Annotated in this window: 24 protein-coding genes and 4 tRNA genes; 26 read left to right on the top strand and 2 right to left on the bottom strand. The window is 32.1% G+C overall.

Annotated features, from left to right (window positions below):
• Position 1 precedes the first annotated feature (1 nt).
• Positions 2-661: a ribonuclease HII gene (locus tag M9Q43_RS07150; protein WP_262318255.1), complete on the bottom strand. Its 660-nt coding sequence runs from the start codon at positions 659-661 to the stop codon at positions 2-4.
• Between the two features lie 198 nt (positions 662-859).
• On the opposite strand from M9Q43_RS07150, the gene M9Q43_RS07145 reads away from it, so the two are divergent.
• The 6 genes from M9Q43_RS07145 (at position 860) to M9Q43_RS07120 (ending at position 10,880) form a co-directional block, all read left to right on the top strand.
• Positions 860-3,943 carry a SusC/RagA family TonB-linked outer membrane protein gene (locus M9Q43_RS07145; RefSeq protein WP_262318254.1) on the top strand — a complete coding sequence of 1,028 codons (3,084 nt, stop codon included), beginning with the start codon at positions 860-862 and terminating at the stop codon, positions 3,941-3,943.
• 11 nt (positions 3,944-3,954) lie between these two features.
• A complete protein-coding gene (locus M9Q43_RS07140; protein WP_262318253.1) occupies positions 3,955-5,451 on the top strand; it encodes a SusD/RagB family nutrient-binding outer membrane lipoprotein in 1,497 nt (498 codons plus the stop codon).
• Between the two features lie 26 nt (positions 5,452-5,477).
• Positions 5,478-6,305, top strand: a complete 828-nt coding sequence (locus M9Q43_RS07135) for a hypothetical protein (RefSeq protein WP_262318252.1) — start codon at positions 5,478-5,480, stop codon at positions 6,303-6,305.
• A 12-nt stretch (positions 6,306-6,317) separates the two neighbouring features.
• Positions 6,318-7,361: a hypothetical protein gene (locus M9Q43_RS07130; protein ID WP_262318251.1), complete on the top strand. Its 1,044-nt coding sequence runs from the start codon at positions 6,318-6,320 to the stop codon at positions 7,359-7,361.
• Between the two features lie 95 nt (positions 7,362-7,456).
• Positions 7,457-9,346, top strand: a complete 1,890-nt coding sequence (locus tag M9Q43_RS07125) for a putative porin (protein WP_262318250.1) — start codon at positions 7,457-7,459, stop codon at positions 9,344-9,346.
• Positions 9,347-9,518: 172 nt separating this feature from the next.
• Positions 9,519-10,880 carry a pyridoxal-phosphate dependent enzyme gene (locus tag M9Q43_RS07120; protein ID WP_262318249.1) on the top strand — a complete coding sequence of 454 codons (1,362 nt, stop codon included), beginning with the start codon at positions 9,519-9,521 and terminating at the stop codon, positions 10,878-10,880.
• 33 nt (positions 10,881-10,913) lie between these two features.
• Here the strand turns inward: M9Q43_RS07120 and M9Q43_RS07115 are convergent, their stop codons facing one another.
• The gene (locus M9Q43_RS07115) at positions 10,914-12,602 is read right to left on the bottom strand and encodes a GLPGLI family protein (RefSeq protein ID WP_262318248.1); all 1,689 of its coding nucleotides are present in this window, start codon (positions 12,600-12,602) and stop codon (positions 10,914-10,916) included.
• Positions 12,603-12,668: 66 nt separating this feature from the next.
• On the opposite strand from M9Q43_RS07115, the gene M9Q43_RS07110 reads away from it, so the two are divergent.
• The 20 genes from M9Q43_RS07110 (at position 12,669) to rplL (ending at position 24,473) form a co-directional block, all read left to right on the top strand.
• A complete protein-coding gene (locus M9Q43_RS07110; RefSeq protein WP_262318247.1) occupies positions 12,669-13,937 on the top strand; it encodes a DUF2851 family protein in 1,269 nt (422 codons plus the stop codon).
• Positions 13,938-13,965: 28 nt separating this feature from the next.
• Positions 13,966-14,187 carry a PspC domain-containing protein gene (locus tag M9Q43_RS07105; protein ID WP_262318246.1) on the top strand — a complete coding sequence of 74 codons (222 nt, stop codon included), beginning with the start codon at positions 13,966-13,968 and terminating at the stop codon, positions 14,185-14,187.
• A 78-nt stretch (positions 14,188-14,265) separates the two neighbouring features.
• Positions 14,266-15,936, top strand: coding sequence for a sodium-dependent transporter (locus M9Q43_RS07100; protein WP_262318245.1), 1,671 nt, complete (start codon positions 14,266-14,268; stop codon positions 15,934-15,936).
• Positions 15,933-16,088, top strand: coding sequence for a hypothetical protein (locus tag M9Q43_RS07095; protein WP_262318244.1), 156 nt, complete (start codon positions 15,933-15,935; stop codon positions 16,086-16,088). Before M9Q43_RS07100 ends, M9Q43_RS07095 begins: the two co-directional genes overlap by 4 nt.
• 11 nt (positions 16,089-16,099) lie before the next feature.
• On the top strand, positions 16,100-16,978 hold the full coding sequence (locus tag M9Q43_RS07090) for a ComEA family DNA-binding protein (protein ID WP_262318243.1): 879 nt from the start codon (positions 16,100-16,102) through the stop codon (positions 16,976-16,978).
• A gap of 34 nt (positions 16,979-17,012) precedes the next feature.
• On the top strand, positions 17,013-18,182 hold the full coding sequence (locus M9Q43_RS07085) for an acyl-CoA dehydrogenase family protein (protein ID WP_262318242.1): 1,170 nt from the start codon (positions 17,013-17,015) through the stop codon (positions 18,180-18,182).
• A 73-nt stretch (positions 18,183-18,255) separates the two neighbouring features.
• The gene (gene rpsU / locus M9Q43_RS07080) at positions 18,256-18,450 is read left to right on the top strand and encodes a 30S ribosomal protein S21 (RefSeq protein ID WP_262318241.1); all 195 of its coding nucleotides are present in this window, start codon (positions 18,256-18,258) and stop codon (positions 18,448-18,450) included.
• Positions 18,451-18,518: 68 nt separating this feature from the next.
• On the top strand, positions 18,519-19,412 hold the full coding sequence (locus M9Q43_RS07075; RefSeq protein ID WP_262318240.1) for a tyrosine-type recombinase/integrase: 894 nt from the start codon (positions 18,519-18,521) through the stop codon (positions 19,410-19,412).
• Between the two features lie 34 nt (positions 19,413-19,446).
• The gene (gene hpf / locus M9Q43_RS07070) at positions 19,447-19,746 is read left to right on the top strand and encodes a ribosome hibernation-promoting factor, HPF/YfiA family (RefSeq protein ID WP_262318239.1); all 300 of its coding nucleotides are present in this window, start codon (positions 19,447-19,449) and stop codon (positions 19,744-19,746) included.
• A 95-nt stretch (positions 19,747-19,841) separates the two neighbouring features.
• Positions 19,842-19,915 (top strand) — tRNA-Thr (locus M9Q43_RS07065).
• Between the two features lie 32 nt (positions 19,916-19,947).
• Positions 19,948-20,029 (top strand) — tRNA-Tyr (locus M9Q43_RS07060).
• A gap of 71 nt (positions 20,030-20,100) precedes the next feature.
• A tRNA-Thr gene (locus M9Q43_RS07055) sits at positions 20,101-20,172 on the top strand.
• A gap of 58 nt (positions 20,173-20,230) precedes the next feature.
• Positions 20,231-21,418 carry an elongation factor Tu gene (gene tuf / locus M9Q43_RS07050; protein WP_262318238.1) on the top strand — a complete coding sequence of 396 codons (1,188 nt, stop codon included), beginning with the start codon at positions 20,231-20,233 and terminating at the stop codon, positions 21,416-21,418.
• 52 nt (positions 21,419-21,470) lie between these two features.
• Positions 21,471-21,542 (top strand) — tRNA-Trp (locus M9Q43_RS07045).
• A gap of 15 nt (positions 21,543-21,557) precedes the next feature.
• Positions 21,558-21,752 carry a preprotein translocase subunit SecE gene (secE, locus tag M9Q43_RS07040; RefSeq protein ID WP_262318237.1) on the top strand — a complete coding sequence of 65 codons (195 nt, stop codon included), beginning with the start codon at positions 21,558-21,560 and terminating at the stop codon, positions 21,750-21,752.
• 9 nt (positions 21,753-21,761) lie between these two features.
• Complete coding sequence (gene nusG, locus M9Q43_RS07035) at positions 21,762-22,313, top strand: transcription termination/antitermination protein NusG (protein WP_262318236.1); 552 nt, start codon at positions 21,762-21,764, stop codon at positions 22,311-22,313.
• A gap of 66 nt (positions 22,314-22,379) precedes the next feature.
• Positions 22,380-22,817 (top strand): 50S ribosomal protein L11, encoded by a 438-nt coding sequence (gene rplK, locus M9Q43_RS07030; RefSeq protein WP_008256586.1) that lies wholly within the window; start codon positions 22,380-22,382, stop codon positions 22,815-22,817.
• Between the two features lie 19 nt (positions 22,818-22,836).
• On the top strand, positions 22,837-23,526 hold the full coding sequence (rplA, locus tag M9Q43_RS07025; protein WP_133610633.1) for a 50S ribosomal protein L1: 690 nt from the start codon (positions 22,837-22,839) through the stop codon (positions 23,524-23,526).
• A gap of 22 nt (positions 23,527-23,548) precedes the next feature.
• A complete protein-coding gene (rplJ, locus tag M9Q43_RS07020; protein WP_262318235.1) occupies positions 23,549-24,046 on the top strand; it encodes a 50S ribosomal protein L10 in 498 nt (165 codons plus the stop codon).
• A gap of 55 nt (positions 24,047-24,101) precedes the next feature.
• Positions 24,102-24,473, top strand: a complete 372-nt coding sequence (gene rplL, locus M9Q43_RS07015; protein ID WP_026724869.1) for a 50S ribosomal protein L7/L12 — start codon at positions 24,102-24,104, stop codon at positions 24,471-24,473.
• The last annotated feature ends 33 nt before the right edge of the window (positions 24,474-24,506 follow it).

Here is a 24,506-nt window from a genome sequence, read left to right as displayed (position 1 = left end):
ATTAAAATTCCAAACACAACTGTTCTGGTAATAATCGAAAACTCATTCGATGGTATTTGCATGGGCCATATTTTTTTATGGCGTTTCTGTGTTCAATTGTAGGATATCCTTTGTTTTTCTTCCAATTATACATTGGAAACTCTTCGTGAATTTTATCCATATATTCGTCTCGGTACGTTTTTGCTAAAACTGATGCAGCAGCAATACTTAAATATTTACTATCTCCTTTAATAATGCTTGTATTGGGGATTGATTTTAATAATTCAATTTCGTCAGATGTAAATATTTTTCCTGTTTTTTGTTTCATGCCTAATTTCCCATTCAAAGGACGATTTCCATCTACAATTATATATTCAGGAGTTGGGTTTAATTGTAAAATACATTCCTGCATCGCTTTCATAGAGGCATTAAGAATATTTATTTCATCAATCTCATTTGGAAATATATGAGTAATAGAAAATGAAATTGCTTTTTCTTCTATTTCAGGTTTTAATTTTTTTCTAATCTTTTCAGAAAGTTGTTTCGAATCGTTAAGTAAATTTAGTTCAAAATTGTCAGGAAGTAAAATGGCAGCTGCAGTAACTGGGCCTGCTAAACAACCTCTTCCAGCTTCATCAGTTCCGCATTCCAATATTAAATTGCTATAACTTTTACTTAACATGCTTTTTTTTGACAAAAATATAATTTTCTACGCAACCTTTTTGCTATATATTCATCTTTATAATGAGATTGTTCCATAAAATGTTTTTTTAAAACTAAAACTTTAACAAAAATAAATTAGTAATATTCCGAAGTATTATTTGTTTATTTAAGAAATTATTAAGAAGTTTGCGGAATAACTAACTCAAATAAATTTAATATGAGATCGAAGTTCAAATGGATTTTTACGCTTTTAGTAGCGTTTACGATGCAGTTTTCGTTCGCGCAACAGAAAACTGTTACGGGTGTGGTTTCTGACGACCTAGGCCCTGTTGCTGGTGCAAACGTTGTTGTTAAAGGAACAACTACTGGTACTACAACTGATTTTGATGGAAATTATTCTATCAGTGCAAAACAAGGTGATGTTTTAGTAATTTCTTACGCTGGTAGTACACAAAGTGTTACTGTTGGTGCTGGAAATTCTTACAATGTTACTTTAAAAGCTATGGAGCTTGCAAATGTTGAAGTTGTGGGTGCTTTAGGTATTAAGCGTAAAGTTGATGCGATTACTTCATCAACTCAAGTAGTTAATTCTGGTGAGTTGACTCAAGCGGCTAACCCTAACGTTGTTCAATCTTTAGCTGGTAAAGTATCAGGTTTGCAAATTAACACTACAAATAATGGTGTAAATGCTACAACAAGAATTGTTTTACGTGGAAATAGATCTATTACAGGAAACAATCAAGCTTTAGTAGTTATCGATAACGTTATTTCTTCTGCTTCTGTTTTACAAGCATTAGCTCCTGAATTAATTGAATCAACTAATGTACTTAAGGGAGCACAAGGTGCGGCTCTTTATGGACAAGATGGTGTTAATGGTGTAATTATTGTTACTACTAAAAGAGGTTCTAAAAAAGGATTATTAAGAGTAGCTTTAAACTCAGCTATCGATTTTGAAAGCGTTTCGTTTATTCCGCAACGTCAAGAGCGTTATGGTCAAGGATGGAATGGTACTCATATTTCTTATGAAAATGGAGGATGGGGTGCTGAAATGGATGGTGTAATGAGACCAGTTGGTATGGCTCAAGCAGATGGGTCATATATTATGTCTCCTTATTCTCCAATTGAAGATAATATTAAGGAATTCTTTGAAACAGGAACTGTATTTCAAAATGGTATTTCGATTTCTGGAGGTACTCTAGAAGATGGTTATATTACTGCGTCTGCAAATAAACAAAATACTGAGTTTGTTGTAGATGGTGATATTTTGGATAGAACTTCTTTATTGTTTAGAGGAGGTAAAAAATTTGGTAAATGGACTGTTGATGGTAACGTGAATTATATTTCTCAAAGAACTGAAACAACTTCTTCAAATTTATTTACAGATTTATTACAAACAGCTACTAATATTCCAGTTGAGCGTTTTGAAAATTCTGGACAATCAGGTCACTGGACTTCTTACTACAACAATCCTTACTGGTTAAGAGATAATGTAAGAAATACTAATCGTTCTGACTATGTTAGTTTAATTGGTACTTTTAATTATGAGTTAAACAAAAACATTAACTTCAATTATGTTGCGAATGTTCAGTTTTCTCAAAATAACGCTTTATCATATACTAATGGTTATGTAGATTTATTAAAAGTTGGTGGTGGAGATCAAACAATTGTTTCTTCTTTTGATGCATCAAATTCTAATGCAAGAAATTTCTACGGAGATTTTATGGTTAACTTTGATTATATGTTAACTGATAAAGTTTCTTTCAAAGCTAATATTGGTAACAATATACAAGATAGAATGTCACAAGCAACTTCAGTTGGTGGAGATAATTTAACTGTTCCTGGTTTATATAATATTAGTAATATAACAGGAGATCCAAGAAGAAGTAATGGGTACTCAAGAGGTAGAACTTTCTCTTTCTTTGCTAACGTTGATTTAGGATATGATGATTATTTATTCTTAAATTTAACAGGAAGAAATGACTGGAATTCAAGATTATATAATGGTTATAAAGATAATTATTTTTATCCATCTGCAGGTTTATCATTTATTCCTACAAAAGCATTTGATGGTTTAAAATCTGATAAAGGATTAAATTATGCTAAGTTATCTGCAAGTATTGTAAGAGTTGGTAATACTTCTATTGTATCGCCATATGATATCAATTCAATCTATTCAGTTACTGGTGGATTCCCAATTGGTTCTTTAAGTTCTTTTAGTCCAAATCAAAATCCTACTGATCCATTAATTAAGCCTGAGTTTATGACTACTGCTGAGTTTGGTATCAATTTAGGATTCTTAAATGACAGAATTACTTTAGATGCATCTTATTACAGCACAAAAACTACTGACTTGATTACAAGACAATCAACATCAGCAGGTTCTGGTATTTCATCAGTGTTAACTAATATTGGTCAAATGACTACTACTGGTTATGAAATTGATTTAGGTTTCACTCCAGTTAAAGCTTCTGATTTTAATAATTTAGGATTAAAATGGGAAAATCGTTTAGCATATTCTCATACTAAATCTATTGTTGATAAAGTGTCTGAATCTGCAAACGAGGTTGCATTACAAAACTTTACAGGTGCAGGTGTAGGTATTTTTGCTACAGAAGGAGAAGAATTTCCTTTAATTAAAGGTATTGCTTATGAAAGAGATGATCAAGGAAGAGTATTAATTGATCCAGTATCTGGAAATCCAATTAGAACTACTGATTATAAAATCTTAGGTAAAGCAACTCCTGATTATGTAATTAATTATAATACAGCTGTTGAATTCAAAGGTATTCGTTTAGCAGCAGTTATGGATTATAGAACAGGTCACCAATTCTGGTCTGGAACAAAAGACTGGTTATCTTGGTCAGGTCACTTATATGAATCTGCAGAGAATGGAAGAAATGGTTTTATTTTCCCAAATTCAGCTGTTGAAACTTCTCCAGGTGTATATACTGAAAACACAAGTGTTGTTACAGGTGGAACAACTTATACAAGTTACTTAAATTATTTCTCTAATGAATACAGAGCAGTAGTTGAAAACTTTGTTTTAGATGCTACAGCATTTAAAGTTAGAGAATTATCATTAAGTTATTCACTTCCTGAATCTATGATTGAAAAAACTGGTTTAACTTCTTTACGTTTAGGTGTTAATGCAAGAAATCCATTTATTGTATTACCTAAAGAGAATAGAAACTATAACGATCCTGAGCAATCTAGATCTTCTGGAAATGATCAAGGTTTAGCTGTTACTGGTCAATATCCAGCTACAAGAACATTTGGTTTTTCTCTTAACGCTTCATTTTAATTAAAAAAGTTATGAAAAAAATAAAGTTAATTTTGCCTATAATAGCTTTAATGCTATTCTCGTGCGATGATTATTTAGATATCAATGATTCTCCAAATAATCCTAATGAATCACAAATTACTCCAGACTTAACAATGGCTGGTGCTCATAATTCATCTTATTCTGTTCTTGTTAGAAGAATGAATGAATTAGGAAACGTTTTTATGAACAACTGGGGAGCAAATGTTAATGCTTTTACAGGAGGTTATGCTGAAGAATTTGGTATTACTATGAGTAACAATTTCTACGAAGATATTTGGAATTCTTTATACAGAAACACTTATGAATATTCTAAAATTATCAATCATCCTTCTGCTGATTATGATAATCACAAAGCAATTGCTAAAATTATGAAAGCTTTTTACTTTCAATATTTAGTTGATATGTATGGTGATATCCCTTATTCTGAAGCTCATCAAGGTATTGCAAATGTTAATCCTAAGTATGATGATGATCAAGAAATTTATAGAGATTTAATCGTGCAAATTGATAGCGCTATTGATATGATTGATAACGCTCCTGCTAATACTGTAGAGGTTGGTAATGAAGACATAATTTTAGGGGGTAATATGGCGCTTTGGAAAAAGTTTGCTAATACTTTAAAATTAAGAATTTTATTGCGTGAAGCTACTAAAGCTGAAACTGATGCTACATCTCAAGCTTATTTAGTAGACCAGTTTACTAATAATTTAGAGTTGGATTTTATCGCTCAAGATGTTAAAATCAATCCTGGTTATTCTAACGCTAAAGATTCTCAACAAAATCCTTGGATGAACTTGATGATCAATTTAGATGAAACTCCTATTACTTACAGACAAGCTTATAACTTTAGAAGAGCATCTAAATATATTGCAACTCAACTTAATACAACACCAGATCCTAGAAGAAGCAGATTATTTACTTTAATTTCTGGTCAAGTTGTGGGTGTTGAACAAGGTGATTCTTCTCAGCCTGCAGGTACTGCTCCAGATGACATGTCTAAATTAGGACCTGGATTGGTTAAAAATTCTGCACAAGATGGTTTTATCATGTTATTGTCTGAAAGTTTATTACTACAAGCTGAAGCGGTTGCTAGAGGTTATATTGGTGGTGATGCTCAATCATTGTTTGATAGTGCTATTACTGCTTCTATGACACATTTAGGTGCTACTCCAGGTAGTTATATTGGTGATGTTAATGGTGAATTAGGTAGAGGTTTTGCTGTTGCTTCTAATTTAGATGAACAAATTCAAGCAATTATGTATCAAAAATCTATTGCTTTGAATGGTACTAATGGTCTTGAAATTTGGGTTGAATATACTCGTACTGGCTTAATTGATAATATTCCAATGCCAATGGGTTCAACTTCTCCAACAGGTAAAAAACCTTTAAGATTAATGTATCCAACATCTGAGTTAGCTAGTAATTCTGCTAATGTACCAGTACAGTCTGTTAATGATGCATTTACTACGGCACCATTTTGGAAATAAATAGTAACAAATTAAAATTATAAATTATGAAAAAGTTAATAACATTGCTTTTTGTTGGTGCAGCATTTTTATCATGTACTGATGATGACATTAAGACTGAGCAAAATTTAGCGGCTGGTGATAAGGTTGTTGGATTCCCATCTGACGTATATCCAGTTCCATATTTTGAAGATGAAGGGGTTATCTTAAGAAAATTTCCTTTAGATTTAATTGGAACAGCAAATGGTCAATATTCAGCAACTGATATTGAAGTTGAATATGAAATTGATTATGCAAATAGTACTGCTACTGAAGGGGTTGAATTCAACTTTGTAGATACTAGTGGTAAGATTGTAATTCCTGCTGGTTCAACTTTTGGTGAGTATCCTTTAGAAGTGAACACAGGTAATTTGAATCCTGATTATAAGACTGTTTTAGTTTTAAAATTAAAGTCTTCATCTCCTGGTTCTACAATTGGCGCACAGTATGATACTTTAAAAATAACTTTCGTTGGTTGTTTATCTTTGCTTGATGGTAATTATAGTGTTGCAATTACTTCTGCAGGTTTAACTGCTGTGAGAACTAACGAGGTTGTAACTTTAACAGATATTAATACTTTTAGAACTAGATATGTTGGTAGATATACTTTAGGTACATTTAGTCCAGCTGGTTATACTTTTATTGATATTTGTGATGAAATTTCTTTACCTAAAAATCAAACTTTAGGTGGATTTTCTAATAAAGTTTATGGAACTAGTTTCTATGGAGATGGTATTGATGGTATTGTAACTTCTGAAACAACGTTTGAAGTTGTTCACAATATCGAATTTGCTACTGGTGATCAAAAACAATCTTACTTGTATACACGTCTTTAATTTTTATATATTATGAAAAAAAGTAATTTAAAATATATTTTTGGACTTACTGTGTTGGGCTTATTTGCTTCATGTAGTGATGACGAAGATGCAACTTCTCAAAGAATTGTTAAATCCGTGGTTACAGCTGATGCTACTACATTCAATTTGAATGAGGGTGATGCAGCTATGGTAACTTTAACAATCGATAAACCTCTTAATGTAAGATCTGATTTTAAATTAGAATTAGTTGGAGGAACAGGTGCTTTCAGAGACTATACTGTAGTTGATGGTGGAGATGGAAATTCTGAAACTGATGAAGAAACAACTGTTGATGATGGTTATGGAATTATTGGTCATAAAGTAATTTTGCCAGCTTACGCTTCATCTGTTACTTTTGATATTACAACTTTAGTTGATTATTTACCTGAAGCTACTGAAACATTAGTATTTAGATTATACCCAATGGGTAACTCTACAGCATTAGTTGATGAAAATTCTGAAACTATTACCATTACTTTGGCTAATACTACTTTAGATGAAATTCAATCAGAATTAAAGTGGGCTACTAAATTCAATGCTCATGGTAACTTTGATGATATTACTTATTTATCAGTTAATGAAGAAACTAAAACATTAGAAGCTTGGGATTTTGACTTATTAGTTTATGGTCCTAATAATATCTTTACGGGTGCAACTGGTGCTGAGCCAGAATATGCAACTATTGCAAGTTCTCGTCCTGATGGTGATTATGAATTATGGGTTGATTTATGGGATACACCTAGAAGAGTTGCTGGTGGACCTGCTTTAGGGACAGGTTATAAACCTGTAAAATTAGTTAATCTTAAACCAATTTTAACTGTTAGTAAACCGGGAGTTTGGGTTCAAGAAATTGACTTAAGTGGAATTTGGGATTCTAATGTTATTGGTTCTAGTGCTGGTCCTGCTGCTGATATGTACGTAGCTAGAGTTAATAAAGCTGGTACTGTTTATACATTATATAATGATTTAGACGAGGAATTGGCTACTGGTAGAAGCGGTAGAAAAGTTATGCCTAAAGTTTCTAGAAATAAATAATTATTTCTTACATATTTAATAGAAAGAGCTACAGAAATGTAGCTCTTTTTTTATTACTTATTTTCTCATACATTTGCAGTTATTATAAACTCGCTATGAAAAAATATTTTTTATTCTTTTTTGTTTTTTTATGCTTCAGTGTTTTTTCACAAAATGATGACATAGATAATAAAGGTTTAGTTATAGGAAAGGAAATAAAACCAAGTATTGATTTATACAAAATCTACACACTTCAAAAAGACACAACTTTTGTTGATACTTCTTTAACAATCAATAGTGAGTACAAATACAACTTTCTTAGAAAAGATATTTTTGGATTAATGCCTTTTTCAAACGAAGGGCAAACCTACAATACTCTAGATTATGGATTAAAGAATAAATCAATAATGCCAATGATTGGTTTTTCTGGCAAACACTTTAATTATTTAGAAGCTAAGGATATCAAATATTATTCAGTTCCAACACCATTAACTGATTTGTATTTTAAAACCGTTATGGAGCAAGGACAATCACTAGATGCCTTTTTAACTATAAATACAAAGCCAAATTTAAATTTTTCAATTGCATATAAGGGTTTAAGATCTTTAGGTAAGTATGTTAATTTTTTGAGCAGCTCTGGTAATTTCAGATTCACATCAAGCTACTTTACAAAAGATAAACGGTATATTTTAAATGCTCATTTTACAGGACAAGACATCTCAAATCAAGAAAATGGCGGAATTATTAATACTAGTGATTTTGAATCAGGAGATGATAACTTTAAAGAGAGAGATCGATTAGAGGTTTATTTTGAAGATGCTACTTCTTTATTAAAAGGAAACCGCTTTTTTGTAGATCATTCATTTAAATTGAATAAGTTAAATCCTAATAGTTTGGTTTTTACACATCGATTTAGTCAAGAATATAAATTTTTTGAATTCACTCAATCTGTTGCAAATACTAGATTTGGTTCTTCATTTTCTAACAGAATTAACAACAAAACACGATACAATAATTTATATAATAAACTTGGAATTGCTTATAAAACAAAATCATATGGTGATTTAGAATTTTTTATCGAAGACAATAACTATAATTATTATTACAATAGTGTTGTATATGATAGTTTTGGAAATATAAGTGTTCCTAATTCAATTTCCGAAAAAGTCAATATGATTGGAGGAAATTATACTTATTTTGCTAACAAACTAATTGCAAAACTTTCTGTTTCACAAGCTATTAGTGATCAAGGAATTTCTAATATCGAAGCTAATGCAAAATATAAGTTAAACGATGATTATGAATTTGAGTTTAACTATCAAAAATTAAATAGTTTGCCAAATTTGAACTACACATTGTATCAAAGTAGCTATGTAGATTATAATTGGTTCAATAATTTTAAAACCGAGAAATTAAATCAATTTACATTTAGTGCAAATACAAAATGGATTAATCTTTCAGCACAATATAAAGTATTAAACGACCATTTATTTTTTGATAATACCACAAATAATATTGCTACATTAATTGTAAAACCTGTTCAATACGACAAAACCATTAACTATTTTTCAGTAAAAGCAAACAAAGAAATCAAGTTTTGGAAATTTGCATTAGATAACACTATTTTATACCAAGCTGTTGATCAAGTTGATGACGTGGTAAATGTACCGCAATTAACCACAAGAAACACTTTGTATTTCTCAGAATATGTTTTCAAGAAAGCAATGTTTTTGCAAACAGGTGTTACTTTTCAATATTTTACAGAATATTATACAAACGACTACAATCCGTTAATTGGTGAGTTTTATGTGCAAAACGAAACTAAAATTGGTGGTTTTCCAATGTTTGATTTTTTCATCAATGCGCGTGTGCGTCAAACACGAATTTTCCTAAAAGCAGAACATTTCAATTCAGCTTGGACAGGAAATAATTTCTATTCTGCGCCAAATTACCCTTATCAAGATTTTATTGTTCGTTTTGGTTTAGTCTGGAATTTCTTTAAATAGAAACAAATCGTTCGAGAATTTTTGCTGTTCATTTTCCTGCTTTCATGAGTAGTTGTTCGCACGTTCACAAGCTACAATATTCATTCAGGGTTAGTTCGCTAATCATTTTCATTTTTGTATTCGTAATATTCATACTATCTTTGCAAAAAATAACATCAGACATTCATAAGTAATGAAATACGCAAAAAATATATTAGAAACTATTGGTAATACGCCTTTAGTGCAATTAAACAAAGTAACTGCCGAAGTTGACGCATTAGTGTTAGCCAAAGTAGAAACCTTCAATCCTGGAAATTCTGTAAAAGATAGAATGGCTGTAAAAATGATTGAAGATGCAGAAGCTGATGGACGTTTAAAACCAGGTGGAACCATTATTGAAGGAACTTCAGGTAACACAGGAATGGGTTTAGCTTTAGCAGCAATCGTAAAAGGTTACAAATGTATTTTTGTAATTTCTGATAAGCAATCTAAAGAAAAATCTGATATTTTACGAGCTGTTGGAGCAAAAGTAATCGTTTGTCCAACGGATGTTGAGCCAACTGACCCTCGTTCTTATTATTCCGTGTCTAAAAAATTAGGAGAAGAAATTCCAAATTCTTGGTACGTAAATCAATACGATAATCCAAGTAATGCTATTGCACATTACGAACAAACTGGTCCAGAAATTTGGGAACAAACAGAAGGGAAAATTACGCATTTTGTAGTTGGAGTTGGAACTGGAGGAACGATTTCAGGTGTAGCTAAATATTTAAAAGAAAAAAATCCAAATATTAGAATTTGGGGAATTGATACGTACGGTTCGGTTTTCAAAAAATACCACGAAACTGGAATTTTTGATGAGAACGAAATCTACTCGTACATCACTGAAGGAATTGGTGAAGATATTTTACCTAAGAACGTTGATTTTTCATTAATCGATGGTTTTACAAAAGTTACCGATAAAGATGCAGCTGTTTATACAAGAAAAATCGCTTTAGAAGAAGGGATTTTTGTTGGAAACTCTGCTGGAGCCGCTGTAAAGGGCTTATTGCAGTTAAAAGAACACTTTGGTCCAGAAGATGTAGTTGTGGTTTTATTTCACGATTCTGGAAGTCGTTATGTTGGAAAGATGTTTAATGATGATTGGATGCGCGAAAGAGGTTTCTTAGAAGAAGAAATCACAAAAGCAGAAGATTTAATCAAAGAACATATCGACAAACCTTTAGTAATTGTTCGTACAGAAGAATTAGTTTCTCATGCCATTGAAAGAATGAGAAAATATAAAATCTCTCAAATTCCAGTAGTTGATGTAAATGGATTTGTAGGTTCTGTAGATGAATCGGATTTGTTCCAAAGTTTCATTTCAGATAAAAACACTGCTGAAAGACCAATTCGCGAAGTTATGGGTAAGCCATTTCCAATCGTAAAAATTGGAACACCAGTAGAAGATGTTTCTAAACTAATTACTAAAGATAACCAAGCGGTTTTAGTTGATTTAGGAAATGGAAAACATCACATTATTACTAAATATGATATTATTGGTTCAATAAAATAATAAAAAAAGGACGTTCAATTGAACGTCCTTTTTTTATTCTCCTAGTAAAACTCCTGATACATTCCAAGAGCTAAAACTTCCACCTTCGTTTGGGCCTTGTGGAATTTTTACTTGTAGCGTATATGTTCCTGCTTTTAAATTTCCTAATTCAATATAGATCGGATTCGTTGCTGTTCCAGGACACCAATTCGAACGACTCAAATCGGATGAAGATAATCCATCATTAAAATTTCCTGATGCTGGGTTGAACAATCGATAGCCGCCACAATCTTGTCGCCATGGAATAAACGAAAAAACTTCTTTTCCGTTTAAAATTATTGTATTTCTTTTTGGAATAAATTCGTCTCCGTTTTCCCAACCACCATGCCCAGTCGTAATATATCGCAATTGAGCATTTTTAATTTCTTTGTCCAAAGTAAAAGTAACTTGTAATCCTTTTTCATGGTTGAACATCGTAGCATATTCTTGTCCCGCCATTTCCATTACGTTTGTTGTGTTAAATAACGGAATAGAAACATTAGTTTTATCCAATGAACTTTCGCTTGGATTAATGGTGATATTCATTGAAATTTTGTGTCCACCTTTATCGTAATTACCAATAAAAGTTCCTACATAAACGGTTTTTCCAGATAAATTATGTTTTAAATCGGTAATGTCCATTCTGTACGGAACAATTTCGTGCCAAGTTTTATCTTTCAATTGAATGTGATTGTATTGTTTAATTCCGAAAGGCGTAAAAAAGCGCATCAATTCAATTATTGGAGAAAATTCTGGAGTTGCCACAACACCCTGATATTGCTTTCCATTTCCGTTTTCATAAATAGGTAAAGTTTTAGCTCCATTTTGTAATCCATCAAAAAATGATTGCTTTTTATCTTGCGGAATCATAAAAACCGACCCCGTTCTGTCATAAGCATCACCATTGGATTGTTCTGCTAAGTCTAAAAAAACTAAATCACCTTTTTTAATTTCTGGAAAAGTAATTTTCTTTAAAATAATTGTTCCATTGGCAAATCGTAAAATACTATCGTTTGATTTTGATGCGTCTGAAAAATTAATGATTTCATTTTCAAACACTTTAATCGTTGTAAAACGGCTTTTCCAAACCAAATCTTTATAAGTCAATCCATCTAAAACAGGACTATCAGTTGTACTCTTTTGTAATTCTAGACTTGGACTAACGGATTTCATTTTTTCAATTTCAGTAGCCGAAATCACAAAATTACCATTACGAACCATTTCTAAAACCAAACCAATGTTTTGTCCTAAAGTAGTTGGCGCTCCTTTCACTTGCAATTCATTCGTATACCAAAGTTCAATGATGTTTGAGTTGATTATCGTTTTTGCTTTTTGACATTTGTAGCCCAAAATAGTTTTGGTGTCCGATAAAAACTCGAAGTTTTGTTTCGCTAAAGAAAGACTATCGACAGTAGTTACCGATTTGTCCTTTTTAAGTTGGGTAACTTGAACAATTTTATTTTCAGAAGGATTGATTAACGTTTGTTCGAAAGGAAATTCCGCTTTTCCTGAATTCATTTTTTTAGTAGTTACTAAAGTTTCTGTTGGATTCGTGAAAACAAAAATTGCATCTTGATTTTCAATTAGCTTTCCGTTTGAACTTCTAGTGTAGGTAATTTTTAATCCTTTTGGTGGTTTTAAGCTAGTTTGAGATTGCGCAAACGTAAAAAGACTTAGTAATGTGATGGTTATAAATTTTTTCATAAAAGTTGAGTTGTTCAGCAAATATAATTTTTTATCTTTGTTTTTCAATTATATACGCCATACAGAATGAAAGAAGATTTTTTGCACCACGTGTGGCAATTCAAGAAATTTGATATTGCCAATTTAAAAACTACAAAAGGAGAGTCGATCCAGATTCTCAATTCAGGTCAATATTTACAACTTTCTGGGCCTGATTTTTTCAATGCGCAAATTATTATCGAAAATCAAAAATGGGCTGGAAATGTAGAAATACATCTCAAGTCATCAGATTGGTATGTGCATAATCACGAAAAAGATTCGAATTATGATTCGGTGATTTTACATGTCGTTTGGGAACATGATGTGCCGATTTTCAGAAAAGATAATTCAGAAATTCCAACATTAGAGCTTAAGGAATATGTAGCATTGTCTGATTTACATAAATATCAATCGTTATTCAGTCAAAAATCTTGGATTTATTGCGAAAACGATATCGGTAAAGTTGATGATTTTGTTTTTAGAAATTGGCAAGAACGTTTATATTTTGAACGTTTAGAACGAAAATCAGCAGAAATTAGACAATTATTACTTGACTCAAATAACAATTGGGAGGCGGTTCTGTTTTGTATGTTAGCTAAGAATTTTGGTCTAAACACAAATGGTATTTTGTTTCAAAATATGGCTAGATCAATTCCTTTTTCTATTATACGAAAAGAATCGTTTGCTATTGAAAACTTAGAAGCTTTATTTTTTGGACAAGCTAATATGTTGGAAGCTAATTTTCAAGATAATTACAATATTAAGTTGCAAAACGATTATAACTATTTAATACATAAGTATAAAATCACTAAAAATGTATTTGATAAAGTTGAATTTTTTAAGCACAGACCTGATAATTTTCCAACTATTCGATTAGCACAACTGGCAGCGTTGTATTCCAAAGAGCACAATTTATTTTCAAAAATCATTAGTTTTAATGTAATTTCTGAACTCTATGATTTATTTAAAGTTGAAGTAAGTAACTATTGGGAAACACACTATAATTTTGATAAAACCAGTGTTTTAAAAAAGAAAAAAATGACCGATTCATTTATCGATTTAATTCTTATAAACACAATTATTCCTGTCCGATTTGCTTATGAACAAAGCTTGCAAAAAGAAAGTTCTCAAGAAATAATTGATTTGATCGAATCAATTCAGCCTGAAAAAAATATTGTCATTGATAAATTTTCAGCAATTGGAGTTGATGTTAAAAATGCCTTTGAAACACAATCATTATTGCAATTGAAAAAAGAATATTGTGATGAAAAAAAGTGTTTACAGTGTGCTATAGGTATTCATTTACTTAAAAATTAATTGTAATTTTGAAAATTATTGCAAATTGATGGTAAAAAATATATTACATTTTTTTGAAAAACATGGTTTTTTTGTAGCAAGTCGTTTAGCTGATAGATTGGGTATGCGTGCTACAAATGTGCGCTTGTTTTTTATTTACATTTCGTTTGTAACTGTAGGATTAGGTTTTGGATTTTATTTAACCTTAGCATTCCTTTTAAAACTGAAAGATTTGATAAAAGCTAAAAGAAGTTCAGTTTTTGATCTGTAAAATTTCATTAACTGTAACTTTTATTTGTTTTTTAGATAGTTTTATTATCTTTGAAAAATTAACAACCAATATAATTATATGACTGCAAAAGTAGAATCGTGGGGTTCACGAGTTGGACTTATTTTAGCCATGGCCGGAAATGCTGTTGGATTAGGGAATTTTTTAAGATTTCCAGTTCAAGCGGTACAAAATGGAGGAGGAGCTTTTATTATTCCTTATTTAGTGTGTTTTTTATTGATGGGAATTCCTTTGTTATTTATTGAATGGTCCTCAGGCCGATTTGGTGGAAAATTCGGAAACCATAGTACGCCTTATATCTTAGACTCTATGGTTAAAGGACGCTTACTGAAATATATAGGTGTATTTGGAATATTCACTAATATTGCTGTAGTGGCTTATTATTGTTATATTGAATCATGGACTATGTCATATATGTTTCATTCAGTTATAGGAACTTTTTCAGGAATGAGTCAAGCTGAAGTTTCAGCATTTTTTACCTCATATGTAGATATTGGAGTCTCAACTACTGGAATACCATATGAAGCAGTAGTTTTCTATATAATTTGTTTGTTAATCAATACATTTATTCTTTCAAAAGGATTAAGTGGTGTTGAAAAGGTAGCAAAAATTGGAATGCCATTGTTGATTTTATTTGGTGTTGTATTAGCTATAAAAGCATTAACATTAGGAACAAGTGGTGCGTCGGAACAATTTCCAGATGCTAATGCTTGGGATGGTCTGAATTTCTTGTGGACACCTCAATATGAATCGCTTTGGGATTTAAAAGTTTGGATGGCAGCAGCTGGTCAAATTTTCTTTACGCTTTCTGTAGGTATGGGTACAATTCATTGTTATGCTGCTTATGTGAAACCAAAAGATGATATTGCTCTAAACTCTGTTTCTGCAGGATTTATGAATGAATTTGTAGAAGTTGTTTTAGGATCATTAATTGTAATTCCTATTGCAGCTGGTTATTTAGGCTTGGATTGGGTTAAAGAAAATGCTGGATTTGGAATGGCGTTTCAAACAATGCCATACTTATTCCAACAGTGGGGAGAAGTACTTTCGGTTGTAGCTGGTGTAATGTGGTTTGGATTATTGTTTTTTGCAGGGATAACCTCTTCATTAGCAATGGGAACTCCTTGGATGGGCTTCATGAGAGACGAATTTGGTTGGGGAAGAAACAAAGGGGCTTGGTCTTTTGGTGCAATGGCATTAATTCTAGGTCTTCCAACAGTTATTTTTTATCAACAAGGTGTTTTTGATGAATACGATTATTGGGCAGGAACTGTTAGTTTAGTAGTTTTCGCAATGTTAGAAACCATTTTGTTTTCTTGGATTTTTGGAATGGATAAAGGATGGAGAGAAATAACTACAGGAGCAGATATAAAAGTGCCAAATATTTACAAATACATTATCAAATATGTAACTCCATTAATGTTGATTATCATTTTCTTAGGGTCATTATTCAAACCTTTAAATAATGATTGGTCAGGAAATGTGAGGAATTTATTATCAGGAAATGGATGGAATTTAGATAATGGTTCGATTATTAAAACGATAACACATGCTGGAATTCACGAACAAATTGCAGTTGCTACAGATGCTACTCAAATTGCTGCTCTAGAAGATAAAATTTTCTATCTTAATATGGCAAGATTCTTATTGGTAGGGTTATTTATTTTTATTAGTTTATTAGTTTTCATTGCATATAAAAAACGAGTTAAAGAAGGGAGAGCAACATCATGAATTCAACAGCATTAATAACAATGTTACTTACACAAGGCATTGTAATAGGTTTTACAGCATTTTTTTTCTATAAAGTTTTAACTACTCCTCCAAGACAAGAGCCAGATTCTTTCGAGGAAAACGATGATGAATTAGTGCGTAAAAACGATTAAATAAAAATAAAATGAATAAAATAAAATCCTACTTCATGTTTTCAAGAGAACACCGAAGTGGGATTTTCTTGTTATTACTACTCATTTTTTTTGGACAATTGTCTTATTTTTTTCTATCCGAAAATTTATTTCAGAAAAAAGAAATCAAAGAAGATAAAGAATGGTTGTTAGTTCAAAATGAAATTGATAGCTTAAAACGAAAATTCGTTACTAAAAATGATACAATTTATCCGTTTAACCCAAATTTTATAACCGACTACAAAGGATATAAATTAGGATTATCTGTCGCAGAAATTGACCGTTTGCATCAATTTCGAAATCAAAATAAATACGTTAACTCTCCAGAAGATTTTCAAAAAGTTACCAAAGTTTCAGATGAAGTATTAAACAAGATTTCTCCCTATTTTAAATTCCCAGATTGGGTTACTAACAAATCAAATAGTACCTCTGAGAAATTTCATAAGTTTCTTCCCAAAGAAAAAGTCGCAATTATTCAAAAAGACATCAATATAGCAACTCGTGAAGACTTAATTGCAGTTTATGGGATTGGCGAAAAATTAGCTGATAAGATTCTATTCGAAAAAGAAAAGCTTGGCGGTTTTGTTAGTATGGAACAATTTCAGTTTATGTGGGGAATTAGTCCAGAAGCAATTGATGATTTGCAAAAGCGATTCTTTGTAAAAAATACTTTTGGAATTAAAAAAATAGCAATTAATGATTTGCCTATGAAAGAATTGGCAAAATTTCCGTATTTCAATTATGCTCTTGCAAAAGAAATTGTAGTGTATAGAACTATGAATAACGGAATTAAAGATATTGCGGATTTAACAAAAATTAAGGGAATGCCTAACGAAAAAATAAAAATAATCGCCTTATATTTGGAATTCTAAAAAAATACAATAAAAATCAAACAATTTTACCTTTATGAATTCAATATACTTCACAGAAGAACACCAATTATTTAGAGCCAGTTTACGAGATTTTTTACATAAAGAAGTTGTGCCTCACATTGAAAAATGGGAAAAAACGGGAACAATTGAACGTTTTATATGGAAAAAATTTGGCGAAATGGGTTTCTTCGGAATCAACTATCCTGAAGCTTATGGTGGAATGAATTTAGATTTGTTTTATACAGTTGTTTTTTTAGAAGAACTTCAAAAAATTAAATCTTCCGGATTTGCAGCTGCTATGTGGGCTCATGCTTATTTAGCAATGACACATTTAAATGCTGAAGGTAGTGAGCGTATTAAACAAGATTATTTAGTACCAAGTATTGCTGGTGAAAAAATAGGTGCTTTGTGTGTAACTGAACCTTTTGGAGGTAGTGATGTTGCTGGTATGCGAACTACTGCTGTTAAAAATGGAGATAAATACATAATTAACGGATCAAAAACATTTATTACTAATGGAGTTTATGCGGATTATTATGTTGTGGCGGCAAAAACAAGTCCTGAGCTTGGTAATAAAGGAATTAGTATATTCTTAGTAGATACAAATCTAAAAGGAATTTCGGCAACAAAATTAGATAAATTAGGTTGGAGGGCTTCTGATACGGCTGAAATTGCATTTGACAATGTAGAAATTTCTGAAGATAATCTAATGGGAGAAGCAGGAAAAGGTTTTCCATATATTATGCAGCACTTTGCCTTTGAACGTTTAATCATGGCAATTAATGCACATGCTAGAGCGGAGTATGCACTTGAGTATACTATAGAATATATGTCGCAACGTGAAGCTTTTGGAAGTACAATCAACAAGTTTCAAGCACTAAGACATACTATGGTAGAACACGCAACAGATGTTGAACATTGCAAAGTTTTTAATTATGCAGCCGTTGCTCGATTAGACAAAAAAGAATATGTAGTTAAAGAAGCTACAATGGCAAAATTGAAATCAACAAAAGTTGCAGACGAAACTATTTATAGTTGTTTACAAATGCTTGGTGGTTATGGTTATATGGAAGAATATCCTTTAGCACGTTTGTTAAGAGATAGTCGTTTAGGACCAATTGGCGGAGGAACTTCAGAAATTTTAAAAGAAATTCTATCAAAAATGATTATCGATAAACAAAATTATAAACCAGCGGTTAAATAATTCATAATTTATAATTTGTAATTCATAATTTTTTTATAAGTTTGCACCCTTAATGAGAGGAGGTGTCAATATTATGTTAATTATACCAATTAAAGACGGAGAAAATATCGATAGAGCATTAAAGCGCTATAAAAGAAAATTTGATAAAACAGGAACTGTTCGTCAGTTACGTGCACGTCAAGCTTTCATTAAGCCATCTGTAACAAACAGAGCTAAAATTCAAAAAGCAGCTTACATTCAAAACATGAGAGACAACTTAGAAAGTTAGTATCTTTTTTGAATAACTATATCAACCGCTAAATAATAAAGTGTAACTTTGTTTTTAGCGGTTTTTTTATGACATCAAACATTCAACCTTATCAAGATTATCTGGTTAAAGAGAAAAATTATTCTCCTTTAACTGTACAAGCATATGTTTCAGATGTTCAAGCTTTTCAAATCTATTTAAATGATTTTCATGACAATATAATTTTAGAAGAAGTGAGTTATTCTCAAATAAGAAGTTGGATTGTTGTTCTGATAGAAAATAATATTTCAGCCACTTCTGTAAATCGAAAAGTTTCTTCTTTAAAATCATTTTATAAATTTCTTTTAAAAACGAAGCAAATTTCGGTTAACCCATTGTTAAAGCATAAATCATTAAAGACTGCTAAAAAAGTTCAAATTCCATTTTCAGAAAAAGAACTCCAAGATGTTTTTGAATTTAATTCTTATTCTAACGATTTTGAAGGAATCAGAAACCAATTAATTATTGAGCTATTCTACACTACCGGAATACGTAGAGCAGAAATGATAAACCTTGCTATGAATAATGTGGACACGGCTCAAAAAACCATAAAAGTTATTGGTAAACGAAACAAAGAGCGAATAATTCCGTTGCTAAATTGTACCATTGAGCTGATTGAAGCATACAAATACGAACGAAATCATTTAGAGCGTGTTAACCAAAAAGAGATGTTAATTTTGTCTAAAAATGGAAATAAAGTCAGTGAATCGTTTGTTTATCGTTTAATAAATGAGTACTTTAGTACTGTGTCGCAAAAAACAAAAAAAAGTCCACACGTTCTTAGGCATTCATTTGCAACGCATTTGCTTAATAATGGAGCCGATTTAAATTCAGTAAAAGAGTTATTAGGACATGCTAGTTTGTCTTCCACCCAAATTTACACACACAGCAGTTTGGCTGAGTTAAAAAAAGTATATCAAGAAGCACATCCTAGGAATAAATAATAGCTCAATTGTATAACCTATTAATCGTTAAGATATGAAAGTTAATTTGCAAGCAGTAAATTTTAATGTAGACAGAAAACTAGTCGATTTTGTTCAAGAAAAGTTGGATAAATTAGAAAAATATTATGACAAGATCATTTCGTCTGATGTTTTTTTAAGATTAGAAAACACAAGTGATAAAGAAAATAAAACAGTAGAAATAAAAATTAATGTACCTGGTGATGATTTTGTGGTTAAGAAAACAGCAAAATCATTTGAAGAAGGAGTTGATTTAGCGGTAGATTCTTTAGAGCGAGTAATTGTAAAACGAAAAGAAAAATTAAGAGCAATTTGATATTCTAAAAAAAAAGATAAAAAATGTTTTGATTCAAAAATAAATTCTATACATTTGCAGTCCGTTAGAAATAGCGGACTTTTTATATTTAAGTTGCCGGTGTAGCTCAGCTGGCTAGAGCAGCTGATTTGTAATCAGCAGGTCGTGGGTTCGAGTCCCTCCATCGGCTCAAGGTTTTAAGTAACTGAATATGAAAGGTTTGGGGAGATACTCAAGCGGCCAACGAGGGCGGACTGTAAATCCGCTGACTACGTCTTCGCAGGTTCGAATCCTGCTCTCCCCACGAGATTTTGAATTTAGAAAGAAGAATTTGGTTTTTCTGAATTCTGATGGCTAACTTCTGAACACACAAAAGCCGGTGTAGCTCAGGGGTAGAGTGCTTCCTTGGTAAGGAAGAGGTCACGGGTTCAATTCCCGTCATTGGCTCTTAAAAAAGTTTATTTTTTGAACACTAATTATATAACTAAGATTAAATTATTAAATCATGGCAAAAGAAACCTTTGATCGTTCGAAGCCCCATTTAAATATTGGAACTATCGGACACGTTGACCACGGTAAAACTACGTTAACAGCTGCAATTACTAAAGTATTAGCTGATGCTGGTTTATCAGAAGCAAAATCATTTGATCAAATTGATAATGCTCCAGAAGAAAAAGAAAGAGGTATTACTATTAATACATCTCACGTAGAATATTCTACAGCTAACCGTCACTACGCTCACGTTGACTGTCCAGGTCACGCGGATTACGTTAAGAACATGGTTACAGGTGCTGCTCAAATGGATGGTGCTATCTTAGTAGTTGCTGCTACAGATGGTCCTATGCCACAAACAAGAGAGCACATCCTTTTAGGTCGTCAAGTAGGTGTGCCTAGAATGGTTGTATTCATGAACAAAGTGGATATGGTTGATGATGCTGAATTATTAGAATTAGTAGAAATGGAAATTAGAGATTTATTATCTTTCTATCAATATGATGGTGATAATGGTCCAGTTATCCAAGGTTCTGCTTTAGGTGGATTGAATGGTGATCCAAAATGGGTTGCTACTATTATGGAATTAATGGAAGCTGTTGACAACTGGATTGAATTACCAGCTCGTGATGTTGATAAGCCTTTCTTGATGCCAGTTGAAGACGTGTTTACAATTACTGGTCGTGGAACTGTAGCTACAGGTCGTATCGAAACAGGAGTTGCTAATACAGGTGATCCAGTAGAGATTATTGGTATGGGAGCTGATAAATTAACTTCTACTATTACAGGAGTTGAGATGTTCCGTAAAATCCTTGATAGAGGTGAAGCTGGAGATAACGTAGGTTTATTATTAAGAGGTATCGCTAAAGAAGATATCAAAAGAGGAATGGTTATCGTTAAGCCAGGATCTGTTAAACCACATGCTCACTTCAAAGCTGAGGTGTATATCTTGAAAAAAGAAGAAGGTGGACGTCACACTCCATTCCACAATAACTACCGTCCACAGTTCTACGTACGTACAACTGACGTAACGGGTACTATTTCTTTACCAGCTGGAGTAGAGATGGTTATGCCTGGTGATAACTTAACTATTGATGTTACATTGTTAAGTCCTATTGCATTATCAGTAGGTTTACGTTTTGCTATCCGTGAGGGTGGTAGAACAGTAGGTGCTGGTCAGGTTACTGAAATTTTAGACTAATTATAAGTCAATAATAATTAAAACCAGCAGTTCGCTGCTGGTTTTTTAACAAACGGGCGTAGTACAAGGGCTAGTATAGTGGTCTCCAAAACCATTGATGGGGGTTCGAATCCCTCCGCCCGTGCAAATAAAGATTAAGATGACAAAAGTAGTTAATTACATATCTGAAGCATTTCAAGAATTAAAAACAAATGTAACATGGCCAATTTGGGCTGATGTTCAACGTTTGACAATTATTGTAGCTGTTTTTTCAGTAGTTTTCGCTCTATTGACTTGGGGTGTAGATGAGTTGTTTGTTAAAGCTCTTGAAGGTTTTTTTAACATTATAAAATAATACCAAGAGATGGCTGACAATAATGTGAATAAATGGTATGTGGTAAGAGCTGTAAGCGGTCAGGAAAACAAGGTTAAAGCTTACATAGAAACAGAAACTGCTCGTTTAGGTATGGCAGATTATATTTCTCAAGTTTTAGTTCCTACTGAAAAAGTTGTTCAAGTTAAAGATGGTAAAAAAATAGCCAAAGAAAAAGTATATTTTCCTGGTTATATAATGATTGAAGCAAATTTAACAGGAGAAATTCCTCACATCATTAAATCAATTCCTGGAGTTATTGGTTTCCTTGGGGAAACTAAAGGAGGAGATGCAGTGCCATTAAGACAATCTGAAGTAAACAGAATGTTAGGAAAAGTAGATGAATTATCAGTTAAAGAAGATAGTGTTTCTATTCCTTATTCTACTGGAGAAACTGTAAAAGTTATCGATGGTCCTTTTAATGGTTTCAATGGAACTATCGAAAAAGTAAATGAAGAAAAGCGTAAACTTGAAGTAATGGTGAAAATTTTCGGAAGAAAAACACCTTTAGAGTTAAGTTTCATGCAAGTTGAAAAAGTATAATTTTCGTTACATATATAAATCACATCAATCGCTTCCAATTGATAGATGTGCTAAATTTTTTTAAAAATGGCAAAAGAAGTTAGTAAAGTAGTTAAACTACAAGTTAAGGGAGGTGCAGCGAATCCATCGCCACCGGTTGGACCTGCTTTGGGGGCTGCTGGGGTTAACATCATGGAGTTCTGTAAGCAGTTCAATGCTAGAACACAAGATAAACCTGGCAAAGTTTTACCAGTACAAATTACTGTGTATAAAGACAAGTCTTTTGACTTCGTTGTTAAAACGCCACCTGCTGCAATTCAATTATTAGAGGCAGCAAAACTAAAGTCTGGTTCTGGTGAACCAAATCGTAAAAAAGTTGCAAGTGTTACTTGGGACCAAATTAAAGCTATTGCTGAAGACAAAATGGCAGATCTAAATGCATTTACATTAGAGAAAGCTATGAGTATGATTGCAGGTACAGCTAGATCTATGGGTATAACAGTAACAGGGAATGCTCCTTTTTAATCGTTAAAAGAATTAGACAATGGCAAAATTGACAAAAAAGCAAAAAGAGGCTGCAGCAAAAATTGAGAAGAATAAACTATACAGTTTAAAAGATGCTTCTGCATTAATTAAACAAGTTGCTTCTGCAAAATTTGACGAGTCTGTTGATATCGCAGTGAAATTAGGAGTAGATCCTAGAAAAGCGAATCAAATGGTAAGAGGGGTTGTAACATTACCTCACGGAACTGGTAAAGATGTAAGAGTTTTAGCTCTTGTTACTCCAGATAAAGAAGCGGAAGCTAAAGCTGCTGGTGCAGACCACGTAGGTTTAGATGACTACCTTCAAAAAATCAAAGATGGTTGGACTGATATTGATGTAATTATCACTATGCCAGCTGTTATGGGTAAATTAGGTCCATTAGGACGTGTTTTAGGACCAAGAGGTTTAATGCCAAACCCTAAAACAGGAACTGTAACTATGGATGTTGCTAAAGCTGTTGCAGAAGTAAAAGCTGGTAAAATCGATTTCAAAGTTGATAAAACTGGTATCGTTCATGCTGGAATAGGTAGAGTATCTTTTGATGCTGATAAAATCTATGACAATGCACACGAAATCGTTCAAACATTAATCAAATTAAAACCAACTGCAGCTAAAGGTACATATATTAAGTCTATTCACTTATCTTGTACAATGAGTCCTGCTATTGCTTTAGATCCTAAAGCAGTATAATTGGTAGTTAAAAATTTTTAGTATGACTAGAGAAGAAAAATCAATCGCGATTAAAGATTTAACTGCACAGTTAGCGGATGTTAATGTTATCTATTTAGCAGACATTTCAGGACTAGATGCAGATACTACTTCAAACTTAAGAAGAGCTTGTTTTAAAGCTGGAATTAAATTAGAAGTTGTGAAGAATACATTACTTGAAAAAGCAATGGAAGCTTCAGATAGCGACTTTGGTGATTTATCTACAGTTCTTAAAGGAAATACTTCTATGTTTATTGCTGATACCGCTAATGGACCAGCAAAAATCATTAAAGAATTCCGTAAGAAAGGTGAAAAACCACTTTTTAAAGGAGCTTACATTAACCAAGAAATTTATATAGGTGACAACTTATTAGACAGCTTAGTTGCTATTAAATCTAAAGAAGAAGTTATCGCAGAAATTATTGGATTATTACAATCTCCTGCTCAAAGAGTTATTGCAGCTCTTCAAAATCAACCTAACAAGGAAGAAGGAGCAGAATAATAAGTACGCACAAATAAATTATATTTTTTACAAAACATTTTAAACGATAGAAAAAATGGCAGATTTGAAACAATTCGCAGAACAATTAGTTAACTTAACAGTTAAAGAAGTTAACGAATTAGCAACAATATTAAAAGATGAGTATGGTATCGAGCCTGCTGCTGCAGCTGTTGTAGTTGCTGCTGGTGGTGGAGATGCTGGTGCTGCTGCTGAGCAAACAGAATTTACAGTAGTATTAAAAGATGCTGGTGCTTCTAAATTAGGAGTTGTTAAAGCGGTTAAAGAATTAACTGGTTTAGGTCTTAAAGAAGCTAAAGATTTAGTTGATGCTGCACCAACAAATGTAAAAGAAGGTGTTTCTAAAGATGAGGCTGAAGGTCTTAAGAAAGCTTTAGAAGAAGCAGGAGCTGTAGTTGAGTTAAAATAATTTATACTCATAAATAAGCTAGGTTTAGGTCTT

Source organism: Flavobacterium odoriferum, from assembly GCF_025499515.1.
GTDB classification, from domain to species: Bacteria; Bacteroidota; Bacteroidia; order Flavobacteriales; family Flavobacteriaceae; genus Flavobacterium; species Flavobacterium odoriferum.
Note: the sequence above shows the minus strand (reverse complement) of the source record. Positions and strands in the feature narration are given on the sequence as shown.